This window comes from Litchfieldia alkalitelluris (assembly GCF_002019645.1).
GTDB lineage: Bacteria > Bacillota > Bacilli > Bacillales > Bacillaceae_L > Litchfieldia > Litchfieldia alkalitelluris.
The window spans coordinates 4,232,511-4,243,710 of record NZ_KV917374.1 but is presented as its reverse complement, the minus strand read 5'-3'; the positions used below and the strand labels follow the sequence as shown (position 1 = coordinate 4,243,710).

Sequence of the window (11,200 nt, the reverse complement as noted above, 5' to 3'; positions counted from 1 at the left end):
GCGTGAGACCCCGCAGGAGCAAAAAGCGACGAGGAGGCTCACGAACCGCCCCGCGGAAAGCGAGTGGATCGGAGCGAATGGAACTCCACTACCTAGGTTATTTTCAGGGTAGACATCTATGCTAATTAAAATTAGCACCATGGAGTATGAAAAATTATACTTAGCTTAGTGTCTAGCTCCAGGCGCCATCGGCTCGAGGTCATAAGTCAGTCGCTTCGGAAGGCAAAGAGCGCCTTCTGTCAGCGCCTGTCTTATGCTTGTCGCCGATAAGCGGGCGCCTTCCGCTTTTCTTTTTTCAGGGTAGACATCCATGCTAGATAACTATTTCGCACCATGGTGTATGAAAAAATGTTTCCTCCTCAGTGTGGAAGGAGCGGAGAGCCACTTGACTCCTGCGGGATCCAGTGGTCTCGTGAGACCCCGCAGAAGCCCGCCCCTGGCGACGAGGAGGCTCACGGACCACCCCGCGGAAAGCAAGTGGATCGCAGCTCATGGAACTCCACAACCAAATTTTTTTTCAGGGTGGACATCCATGCTAATTAAATTAGCACCATCGAGTATGAAAATTATACTTAGCTTAGTGTCTAGCTCCAGGCGCTATCGGCTCGGGGTCATAAGTCAATCCATCTAAAAGGTTAAAGAGCAACCTTCTAGCCGGCTTGTCTTATGCCTGTCGCCGATGAACGAGCGCCTTCCGCATTTCTTTTTTAAAAAACAAGTTTCAAGAAATAGCCAAAAGAAAAGAAGAGGGACTATGAATAATCAGATTAATTCCATTCCATTTGTTTTTAAGTTTATAGTAGGCTGTCTTGTTCTTATATGCACTTTTTTCGTGTCAATGGTGTTTGGGGCAGCAGATACAAGTATAAAGGAGGTTTGGTTAGCACTAACTTCTAACGTAAAAACAGATACAATCATCATGCTTCGTGAAATACGTTTGCCACGAGAAATTGCTGCCTTGTTTGTTGGAGCAGGTCTTTCGGTAGCAGGAGCGATTATGCAAGGTGTTACTAGAAATCCACTTGCAGACCCAAGTCTACTTGGGTTAACTGCAGGGGCAAATGCTGCACTAGCGCTAACGATAGCACTTATCCCAACAGCCAATTACTTTACCATCATGATTGCTTGTTTTATCGGAGCGGCGATTGGAACCATTATGGTGATCAGTATCGGTGCAGCTAAAAGAGGTGGCTTTTCCCCATTTCGGATTGTGTTAGCAGGTGCAGCAGTTTCAGCCTTCCTTTATGCTATTGCAGAAGGAATTGGCCTGTACTTTAAGATTACAAAAGAAGTTTCAATGTGGAGTGCTGGTGGAATCATTGGGACTACATGGGGACAGCTTCAGGTAATTGTACCATTTATTTTGATAGGAATAATTATTTCACTGTTTTTATCACGACAGCTCACCATTCTTAGTTTAGATGAAGAGCTAGCCATTGGTTTAGGACAAAATATAACGTTGATAAAATATATATTGTTTACGATAGTGATTATGTTAGCAGGTGCTTCTGTTGCGTTAGTTGGTAACTTAGCATTTATTGGGCTGATGATTCCTCATATCGTTCGAACGATTGTTGGAACAGATTATCGATACATATTACCAATGTCAGCTGTTATCGGCGGTACCTTTTTGGTGCTAGCAGATACACTTGGACGGAATTTAAATGCTCCGTTTGAGACACCTGTTCCAGCAATCGTTGCTTTGATGGGACTTCCTTTCTTCCTATTCATTGTTAGAAAAGGAGGGAAAGCATTCTCATGATTCATCCAAGTGTAATAAAAAGGCAACGTTTATTTTTTTTCGGAATCATTACCTTAATCATTGGCACAGCAATTATTAGTATGGGATTAGGGTATTCTTCCGTTTCATACAACCGCATCATTCCTACCTTGTTTGGGGAAGGTACTTTTAAAGAAGAGTTTGTCATCTTTTCGATACGTTTACCTCGGATTGTTATTACTATTTTAGCAGGGATGGCACTCGCAATATCTGGTGCAATATTACAAAGTGTCACAAGAAATGATCTTGCTGATCCAGGAATCATTGGGATTAATTCAGGTGCTGGGGTAGGAATCGCAGTATTCTTCTTGTATTTTCCAATTGATGCAACATCTTTTATATATATGCTCCCTATCATTGCATTTGTTGGTGCACTAGTTACTGCCATTTTAATTTATTTGTTTGCATATAGTAAAAAAGTTGGGTTACAACCGATTCGTTTAATTTTAATCGGAGTTGGCTTTTCAATGGCATTATCAGGAGCTATGGTTGTACTTATCTCGTCTTCAGAACGGGAAAAGGTAGATTTTATCGCTAGATGGCTAGCCGGAAATATATGGGGAACTGATTGGCCGTTTATATTGGCTCTTGCTCCTTGGTTAATTGTCCTTATTCCTATCACCTTATATAAAGCAAATCGATTAAATTTATTATCCTTAAGTGAACCAGTTGCTATTGGGGTAGGGGTGCGGTTAGAGAGAGAAAGATTAACTCTCTTATTAATAGCTGTAGCACTTGCTGCATCAGCTGTGTCTGTAACCGGAGGAATTGCATTTATTGGATTAATGGCTCCTCATATAGCAAAGGCAATCGTTGGTCCTCGAAATCAGTTATTTCTTCCAATAGCCATTTTAATCGGTGGATGGTTGTTGTTACTTGCAGATACGATTGGTCGGAATATATTAGAACCTGAAGGGATTGCAGCAGGTATCATGACAGCGTTAATCGGTGCTCCGTATTTTATTTATCTATTATTAAAACGGAATTAGAAATTTAGATATTTCTTATGACTTTTAATTATAAAAAAAAGATAAGAATTTAGAATTTTGGACTACCACAGGCGTTTATACTGTGGTAGTTTTTTACGTGTATGGATCTAATAGATTAAAAACAAGGAAAAGTTTGGTTCAAAGGTTCGTCTTATTGTAGGTATAGGAACTCATAAGCGGAGAAATTCTCGCTAATGTAGCTAGTGGGGACTTAAGAAGCAGATATAGGGGAAAAATTCCCGTTAACTTCACTAATGTATGATTAAATCTAAAGATTAGGTTCATATAAGTGGAAAATCTCCCGTTATTTTTAGGAAAATGTTGATATTTCCCAAATTAAGCGGAAATTCTCCGTTTAAATTCAACCAAAATGAAATCAACATAAAGCCATTTTATAATTTCTTCCCATCTGAGTACACTACAAAAGAAAGGGAGGTGTTATATTGTTAGGTTTAATTGTAAAAATTTTTGTATGTCCAATAACTGTTTTGATTTCTTCGTTAATTTTTCCTAATGTTTATTACCCAAATATTCTTCAACCTATTATAGTTGGCGTGATTCTTGCTATTTCTGCCCATATGATGGAAGTGGTGATTTTGAAGCGAGGTACATTTTGGTTAAGTACAGTAACCGATTTTGTAGCGGCTTCCGTTATTGTTTATTTTGTCTCACTGTTTTTTGTAACAGCTTCAGTAACAATAGGAGGGGCCCTTTTGACTGCTTTACTTCTTACATTTACTGAAGTTATTCAGCATAATTGGCTTATCAAAAGTGGTAGAACAGAGAAATCACCGGCCTAAACGTTACAATGGGAGAAGATAGTGAACAAGAGGAAACACCTGAATAATTTCAGGTGTTTTTGCCTAATTCTCTCCTGTATCTTTTTCAGTGTCTGAATCTAACTGTTGATCATACCTTCCGTGAGGGTCAGGTGCGTGCTCAATGATACGTGTTCCATTATTGTCACTGATTAATTCTTTATCACCATTAATTATAAAATCATCTTTACGCATAATATACCCCCCATTCATAATTTAGGGCTCATCTTAATTTAGTTTCTGTATTAAAACCTTTTTTTGGATGAAAAAATAAAACGATTAGCTGATAATCCGATTAACGGGTACCACCAGTTCCAGTTGTTCCCCCAATTCCTCCACTGCCAGGTCTTGTCCCTCGTACATTCATCGTGTCTCGATCATTAGCTGCATTACCGTTGTTCCGGGATTTGTTATTATTTTCTAACATGTCATGATTGTTATCGTTACCGAGAATCTCATTACGACCGTTATTTTCGTCAATTCTATATCCATTGCCATTCATATTTTCTCGATAATATCTTTGGATGTTATCGTTATCTTGATTACCTCGATCCAACACTCGTACATTCCCATTATTTTGTGTATTAAAATTAGTATCATCGTTAGCAGCACAACCCACAAGTCCAAGTGTCATCATGGCTGCGGCTGAAAGTGAAATAATTGACTTTCTCATGTGTAACCCCCCCATACAAGTACGTTTAAAAGGTTTTAAACGTCATATATAGATTGGCTCAACCCATAAATTTTAGTCTGTTACACTTTACCAATCAGTTTCTGTTTAAATTTTCAAGAAAGGGTAAAGTTACTCCTATTAATGATTTTTATTTAATCCTTTTAAATGATCACTCTTTATTATGAATAAAACTTATTATCGTGGTGTTTTCAACTATCAGTATCCTATCATTCTCAATTTGTTATATTAGAATTGATCCCTTAATAAATGATAAGGAGTGAAAATATGGATCCTATTATTTCTAAAATAGAAATGGAAAAAGCTTGGGAATTAAGACGTGAGGTAATGTGGCACGAAAAACCTTTTGATTACATAAAATTAAAGGAAGATCATATAGGTATTCATTTTGGAGTTATTAAAGAGGGTGACCTAATTTCGGTCATCTCGCTTTTTGTCAATAATGATGAAGCTCAATTCCGGAAGTTTGCAACTCTTCAACAAGAACAAGGTAAGGGATATGGAGGTGCCTTGTTAGGATATGTAATAAATGACTGCTTAATAATGATGACAAATTCAAAAAGGAATTTACTATCCTATATAGAATAGACTTACGGTTAAAAATTTCAACGATTATTAAGTAATAATGGGATAAAATGGACATGAAGAAACAGAGTTAATAAGAAGGAGTATACGTGATGTCAATGAGAGAGGGACAGATCTAAACTATTTAAGAAAGTCGCATCAAGAAAGAAGAATTCAATATGAAATGTTTATGCACCCTTATCATACAACCTTTGATATCGTGATAAAAAATTCTAATGAGAGTTATCTTCTAGAAAGAAATACATTAGCAAACCCAATATAGAGTAATAAAAGCTCAACCGTGTTAATCAAGCTTTTATTACTCTTTCTTTTTTAGGAGATTTTATGTGGGATCTAACAGTAGAGAATCTACCTACTGATGAATACTGGATTCCCTCCTTGCAAAAGAGGTATTCGTTTTTTCCCTTACTATACTTGGTCTTGTCAAAGAAATGACTGCAAATACAAGGGAGATGATGACAACGACACTACCAAACCAAGCTGTACTTGAAACCGTACCAGTTTGGTTTAACACGATGCCACCAATTCCCGAACCGAGGGAAATCCCAACCTGCAATGCCGAATTATTAAAGCTCTGCTGAATATCGGATGTAGCGGGATCAGTTTGAATTAAATAGCTTTGTTGCGGTGGCGCTAGACTCCAACTTAGAGCCGCCCAAATCATCATCATTGGGATAAATATGACTAGTGAAAAAGTGGTAAATGGCAATAAGAACAGTACAATCCCAAATGTACTAATTACGATTATGATACTTTTTGGAGCTCCAATCCAATCTGAAAGAGTACCACCAAACGCTCCTCCACTTACTGCTGCTATTCCAAACACAAAATAACAGATACTAATTGCATAAGAACTTAAATGTAGTTCAGTTTCTAGAAAAGGAGTAAAATAAGCATAAAGCGTATAATGGCCTGCTAACATAAACATAGTAGCAAGGTGAGCACTACCCAATTTCGCACTACCTACTGCTTTTAGTTGTTGTCTAAGTGGAATTGATCTTTCTCCAGGGATTTGTTCCAAAAAAAGAGAGATAAGCACCATTGAACCAATGGACAATACAGCAATTCCAAGGAATATGACACGCCAACCAAAAGCGTCGGAAATGAGGATACCTAGAGGAACACCCAAAACAAGTGATGAGCTAATTCCCATATAGATCAACCCTAAAGCCTTTGCTCGATGAGTAGGCATTACAACTTTTGCAGCAATAGTCAGTGAAAGCACAACAATAAGTGCTGTACTCATTGCCGTCAACACTCTAGCAATCATCATAAAGGAATAATTAGGGCTAAAAAAGGTCATGATATTTCCTAAAAAGAAAACGAATAAAGAAATTAGATACAACTTTTTACGTTCAATCCTACTTGTCATGACAAGTAAAACAGGACCTGCAATTGCATATACAAGTGCGAACACCGTTATTAACTGACCGGCAGAACTTATGGAGATATTAAGATCGTCGGCAATCGTCGGCAAAATCCCACCTACGATTAATTCAACTAATCCAACAGCGATAGTTGATAATGCTAAAATAAATACTTTCAAATTCAATTTGATTCCCAGCCTTTCTTATGTTCTAAAAGTAGATGACTAGATTTAGAAGGTTATTTTCAGAAAATAAAAAATCCTGATTACAAAAAATGAGAAATTCATTTTCTGTAATCAGGATTTTATGGTTCCTGGTAGAGACCCTCAAGCCGTATTATTGAGGTTATACAGGTGTAGTATATAATTATAAAATTGCCACTTGAGAATTATACAATGCTCTATTTTAAATATCAAGCATATCCTTCTGATTGAACCTAAATAACTAGCTGTGGAAGATATGTGAAATTGTTTTTACTAAAGCTTTTGTCCCTTGAACAAAGCCTTGATTCCAATGGATTCTATTCTCTTTCTGATTAACCTTTCAGACAATTGTATTCTTATCAATTAATACTTATAACTTTCGCTTATATATGTTGTCGGAGATACCCCTGTAATTTTTTTGAAAACACGACTAAAATAAAAGGGATTTGAAAATCCTAAAGCATCACTTACTTCTGTCACATTTCCAGCATTTTTTCTAAACATTTCAACTGCTTTTTCAATCAATATTTCATTTTGGTATCTTTTCACACTTTTACCCGTATGCTTTTTAAATAAGGTAGATAAGTACGCATAGTTCATCCCAAGACTATCTGCGATTTCCTCCCCAGTTAATTTTTCACGTTCAGAGTTAGTAAGCATTTCAATCATTTGATTTATAACAACATGATTCTTTGAATTGTTCTGTTCTTCTATATACCCTGAATATATGACAGTGAATAACTGATAGGTAGATAGTGATAACTGAATAGGTCGCAATGGATGCGGGGTCTCGTACAAAGTGACTAAATTTTTTAGCTTTGTTACAAAAAATTCCGGGCTTGAGATCCGCCCGCACTTAGGTAAACATAATTTTGTCTCATAAGTATCCTCGTAAATCAAAGAGGATTTAGGAAAGTAAACAAATTCAGTATCCTCTTCGTTTTTTTCTGTTTCAGGAGAATTATAAAAGTGAATATAAAACCAGCTTGTTCCTGGTTCATAGAAATCACCTCCCCAATGGGAAATATCTTTTTTTAGAAAAAGATATGACCCTTGAGTTAATCTGTACTCCGTCCCATCTTCAAAAACATGAATACTTCCTCTAATAACAAAAACAAAGACATTTATTTTTTCCATTTTACGGTCAGGATGACGATAGATTCCTTTTTTATCATGCATGAAACCTATTTCTCTCACTAATGGAAGACTATATGAGTTAATATGAATTGTGTGCATAAATAAATCACCTTCACAATGTTTATATACAATTATTCTACCAAAAATAATCTAAAAAAAGGATATGTATTCTATAGTATTGTGAATTCCTTTTTACTACTAAACATTTCATAATAGACTTAAGGACATTTAAATAGAGAAGAGAAGGTGAATCTCATGAAACATATAAAAGTAGAAGAACGAAAACAGAATGTGAAATTATTAGATGGTATCTTTAAGGAATCACAAGAAGTCGGAAAAGGATTTTTATTAACTCTGGATGTTGACCGTTTGGTAGCATCTTGTTACCATGCTGTTTTTAAAACACCCAAAAAACCCCGTTATGGCGGGTGGGAAACAAGAGGAATTAGTGGTCATTCAATCGGTCATTGGTTATCTGCTGCTTCAACGATGTATGCTGTATCTGGCGATAAGAAATTAAAGGAGAAGCTCAATTACGCAATAGATGAGCTTGAATATATTCAATCGTTAGATCCGGCTGGCTATTTAAGTGGGTTTCCACGGGAGTGCTATGATAAGGTATTTGCCGGTGGAGATTTCGAAGTTTCGAATTTTAGTCTCGGAGATTCGTGGGTGCCTTGGTATAGCATTCATAAGATTTATGCTGGCTTAATCGATACGTATAAGTTAACTGGTAATGAAAAGGCTCTCCAGATTGTTCTTAAACTAGCTGATTGGGCAAAGAAAGGGACTGATAATCTATCAGATGAAGAGTTCCAGCGGATGCTAATCTGTGAACATGGCGGTATGAATGAAACGATGGCTGATCTTTACTTAATTACCGGTAACCGTGACTATCTCGACCTAGCCATTAGATTCTGCCATAAAGCAATCCTTGATCCTCTATCAAAAGGAATAGATGACCTTGAAGGAAAACACGCCAACACCCAAATTCCTAAAGTAGTTGGTGCTGCAAAGCTCTATGAAATTACAGGGGAAACCTACTACCGTGATTGTGCAGTTTACTTCTGGGATATAGTGACTACAAATCGTTCATATGTTATTGGAGGAAATTCAAAAAATGAACATTTTGGTCTTGAAAATACCGAAGAATTAGGAATTCAAACAACTGAAACATGTAATACCTATAATATGCTAAAACTTACTGAGCACTTATTTAAATGGACACATAAGGTAGAATACATGGATTATTATGAAAGAGCATTATATAACCATATTCTTGCTTCACAGGATCCTGACTCAGGAATGAAAACGTATTTTGTCGCTACTCAACCTGGACATTTCAAAGTTTATTGCTCCCATGATGATTCGTTCTGGTGTTGTACTGGTACTGGAATGGAAAATCCAGCACGATATACAAGAGAAATTTATCATACTGAAAATGACGAGCTTTATGTGAATTTATTTATTAGTTCTGAAATTGAATTAGATAATATGAAGGTGAAGCAAGAAACAAAGTTTCCAGAAAATCAGATTTCAAAATTATTCATTGAAGACGCTACTAATGAATTTCTAAAGATTCATATTAGGGTTCCATATTGGATATCAGGAGAGTTAACTGCGAAGGTTAATGGCCAACATACGTATGCGTCTAGTGAAAATGGATATTTAACCATTTCACGCAACTGGAATTCAGGTGATGTCATTGAACTTAGGCTTCCTATGGAACTTCATACTTATGAGTCTAAAGGAGATACAGGTAAAATTTCGTTCATGTATGGGCCTATTGCTTTAGCTGGAGCATTGGGTAGAGAAAACTTTCCTGAAACAGATATTTTGGGTGATCACTTATCATTAAATAATCATCCATTAATTGATGTTCCAACCTTGGTTACTAATGAAACAAATTTAAACAACTGGATTAAGGCTGTGGAAGGTTCACCGTTAACGTTTGTTACGGAAGAAATTGGCCAACCTGGAAATGTAAAAGTGACCTTAATTCCTTTTTACAACTTACACCACCAACGCTACACGTTATACTGGGATGTTATGAACGAAGAAACTTATAAGGCCTTTTTAAATAGAGAACAAAGTGAGCAAGAAAAATTACACTCACTTACAATTGATCAAGTTCAGCCACATGAACAGCAACCTGAGGTTGAGCATTCCATAAAAACAAAAAATTCTAATTCAGGCTACTTAAATGTGGTTCATCGTGCATGGAGAGATAGTCGTGATGATGGTTTCTTTAGCTATGAAATGGCTGTTGATCCAGTTAAGCCAACGTATTTATGTGTTACTTATTTTAGTGGTGATGGTATTTTACACCTTGATGGAAAAGTATATGTAAGAGACTTCCAAATACTAGTCAATGATACATTAATTGTTGAGCAAAAGCTTGAAGGAAGAAGTTCAGAGGAATTGTTTAATGTGATTTACGAAATTCCAGCTGAGTTGACAAATGGAGAAGAAAAGGTTGAAGTTAAATTCGTTTCAACTGAAGGGAAAATTGCAGGTGGAGTATATGGTTTAAGAACTCTTAATGGGATTTTGAGTTAATAGGTATTAAAAGCTATAGAGAAGTTGATCTCTGTTGAACAGAGGTCTTCTTTTTTGTGTGCCATTAAATCTATGTAGCTAGGAAAGTAAAAAGTAAGTTTCATTTCTTCCTGCTTTACAACTAAATGAACTAACAATAACAAATTTGTAGGCTTAATCTGATATTTAAGCGATCTTTTATAAGTGTCTCTTCTTGTTCTTTTCATTATCTAACTTCATTAAATGAATATCTCTTATAATTGAATAAGAGATCGACAAACCATAAGGATACTACCAGCAAGAAAAAAAGAAATAGCAATCACGTTGCTAAAATCATATAAAAAGAGGATACTTCCGGCCGTGTAAAACAACCCTTGTATTATATTGTTCAGGTAATAAATTAGTTGATAACGATTTTTTATAATCACTTTCTTTTTTCCTAAATAGATTTGCAACGTATTTTCATCAAGTGTTGTTCTATTTTTTAATTTTTTTAACATTTTTTCACCCAATTTTTAGTAATAGTAATTATTACCCTTTTATAGGTTTCTTAAAACAACTTGGATAGATTCTATTCCTATAAATATAACGGAGTTAAAGGAGAGAAGTCTTTACCTTCTAATGAATTGGAACACCCATTACTTCAAGGATATAGACTTGGATATTTTGGATGATCTAAGCAAAAATGCTGAAATAATTGTAGAGAACTATTAGAAAGAAAGAAAGAATGATCTTATTGAATTTGTAACAAATATCTGCAAAAAGTACCGCACTTCATCACCTTCATCTGCTTCAGTTCAGGGTTAGTAAAAAGCCAATTTGTAAACAGTGCTACTTTTACTTTTTACAGTTTTAGAGAGGATTTTAAGGGTGATTTTTATAACAATCTTGATAAGTTGCTGACTAGTAAGATTCGTTCTGATAAAGAAGCAATTCATGTTAAAACTAGAAAATTAAATAACTGTACATTTTCTGAAATTACGGATGTATGGATTTCAGCATCTCAACCTACAGTGTCACCTTTCAAAAAGTTTAGCCTCCCAATAAGTGAGAGGCCATTTCTATACTTTATCAAAAACATCGCCACATTCG

Annotated in this window: 10 protein-coding genes, 1 pseudogene and 1 riboswitch; of the genes and pseudogenes, 6 read left to right on the top strand and 5 right to left on the bottom strand. The window is 35.9% G+C overall.

Translation table 11 applies throughout. The features are described 5' to 3' along the window. Positions 1 to 754 precede the first annotated feature (754 nt). From BK579_RS19735 to BK579_RS19725, 3 genes are all read left to right on the top strand, one after another. Complete coding sequence (locus BK579_RS19735) at positions 755 to 1,762, top strand: FecCD family ABC transporter permease (RefSeq protein ID WP_078548423.1); 1,008 nt, start codon at positions 755 to 757, stop codon at positions 1,760 to 1,762. Next, a complete protein-coding gene (locus tag BK579_RS19730; RefSeq protein ID WP_078548421.1) occupies positions 1,759 to 2,769 on the top strand; it encodes a FecCD family ABC transporter permease in 1,011 nt (336 codons plus the stop codon). The genes BK579_RS19735 and BK579_RS19730 overlap by 4 nt, the downstream gene beginning before the upstream one ends. A gap of 443 nt (positions 2,770 to 3,212) precedes the next feature. Then, positions 3,213 to 3,569, top strand: a complete 357-nt coding sequence (locus tag BK579_RS19725; RefSeq protein ID WP_078548419.1) for a DUF2512 family protein — start codon at positions 3,213 to 3,215, stop codon at positions 3,567 to 3,569. Between the two features lie 63 nt (positions 3,570 to 3,632). On the opposite strand, the gene BK579_RS25765 is transcribed toward BK579_RS19725, so the two are convergent. Together BK579_RS25765 and BK579_RS19720 are read right to left on the bottom strand one after the other, a co-directional pair. Then, positions 3,633 to 3,782, bottom strand: coding sequence for a hypothetical protein (locus tag BK579_RS25765; protein WP_169891189.1), 150 nt, complete (start codon positions 3,780 to 3,782; stop codon positions 3,633 to 3,635). Between the two features lie 100 nt (positions 3,783 to 3,882). Then, positions 3,883 to 4,260 carry a hypothetical protein gene (locus BK579_RS19720; protein ID WP_078548418.1) on the bottom strand — a complete coding sequence of 126 codons (378 nt, stop codon included), beginning with the start codon at positions 4,258 to 4,260 and terminating at the stop codon, positions 3,883 to 3,885. 285 nt (positions 4,261 to 4,545) lie between these two features. Between BK579_RS19720 and BK579_RS19715 the strand changes: the two genes are divergently transcribed. Then, positions 4,546 to 4,866: a GNAT family N-acetyltransferase gene (locus BK579_RS19715; RefSeq protein ID WP_078548416.1), complete on the top strand. Its 321-nt coding sequence runs from the start codon at positions 4,546 to 4,548 to the stop codon at positions 4,864 to 4,866. A 58-nt stretch (positions 4,867 to 4,924) separates the two neighbouring features. Then, positions 4,925 to 5,125, top strand: a pseudogene (locus tag BK579_RS19710) (hypothetical protein); the annotation flags it as partial. 90 nt (positions 5,126 to 5,215) lie between these two features. Here the strand turns inward: BK579_RS19710 and BK579_RS19705 are convergent. After that, positions 5,216 to 6,415, bottom strand: coding sequence for an MFS transporter (locus BK579_RS19705; RefSeq protein WP_078548414.1), 1,200 nt, complete (start codon positions 6,413 to 6,415; stop codon positions 5,216 to 5,218). Between the two features lie 88 nt (positions 6,416 to 6,503). Then, a riboswitch (purine riboswitch) is annotated at positions 6,504 to 6,603 on the bottom strand. Positions 6,604 to 6,796: 193 nt separating this feature from the next. Then, the gene (locus tag BK579_RS19700) at positions 6,797 to 7,669 is read right to left on the bottom strand and encodes an AraC family transcriptional regulator (RefSeq protein WP_078548412.1); all 873 of its coding nucleotides are present in this window, start codon (positions 7,667 to 7,669) and stop codon (positions 6,797 to 6,799) included. A 156-nt stretch (positions 7,670 to 7,825) separates the two neighbouring features. On the opposite strand from BK579_RS19700, the gene BK579_RS19695 reads away from it, so the two are divergent. After that, on the top strand, positions 7,826 to 10,129 hold the full coding sequence (locus BK579_RS19695; protein ID WP_078548411.1) for a glycoside hydrolase family 127 protein: 2,304 nt from the start codon (positions 7,826 to 7,828) through the stop codon (positions 10,127 to 10,129). 233 nt (positions 10,130 to 10,362) lie between these two features. On the opposite strand, the gene BK579_RS19685 is transcribed toward BK579_RS19695, so the two are convergent. Continuing rightward, positions 10,363 to 10,608 (bottom strand): YrhK family protein, encoded by a 246-nt coding sequence (locus BK579_RS19685; protein ID WP_078548407.1) that lies wholly within the window; start codon positions 10,606 to 10,608, stop codon positions 10,363 to 10,365. Positions 10,609 to 11,200 lie beyond the last annotated feature (592 nt).

Bases quoted from the DNA above. Each gene is read 5' to 3' on its own strand.
- BK579_RS19730 (WP_078548421.1), top strand. From the start codon at position 1,759: ATGATTCATCCAAGTGTAATAAAAAGGCAACGTTTATTTTTTTTCGGA.
- BK579_RS19700 (WP_078548412.1), bottom strand. From the start codon at position 7,669: ATGCACACAATTCATATTAACTCATATAGTCTTCCATTAGTGAGAGAA.
- BK579_RS19735 (WP_078548423.1), top strand. From the start codon at position 755: ATGAATAATCAGATTAATTCCATTCCATTTGTTTTTAAGTTTATAGTA.
- BK579_RS19685 (WP_078548407.1), bottom strand. From the start codon at position 10,608: ATGTTAAAAAAATTAAAAAATAGAACAACACTTGATGAAAATACGTTG.
- BK579_RS19720 (WP_078548418.1), bottom strand. From the start codon at position 4,260: ATGAGAAAGTCAATTATTTCACTTTCAGCCGCAGCCATGATGACACTT.
- BK579_RS25765 (WP_169891189.1), bottom strand. From the start codon at position 3,782: ATGCGTAAAGATGATTTTATAATTAATGGTGATAAAGAATTAATCAGT.
- BK579_RS19695 (WP_078548411.1), top strand. From the start codon at position 7,826: ATGAAACATATAAAAGTAGAAGAACGAAAACAGAATGTGAAATTATTA.
- BK579_RS19715 (WP_078548416.1), top strand. From the start codon at position 4,546: ATGGATCCTATTATTTCTAAAATAGAAATGGAAAAAGCTTGGGAATTA.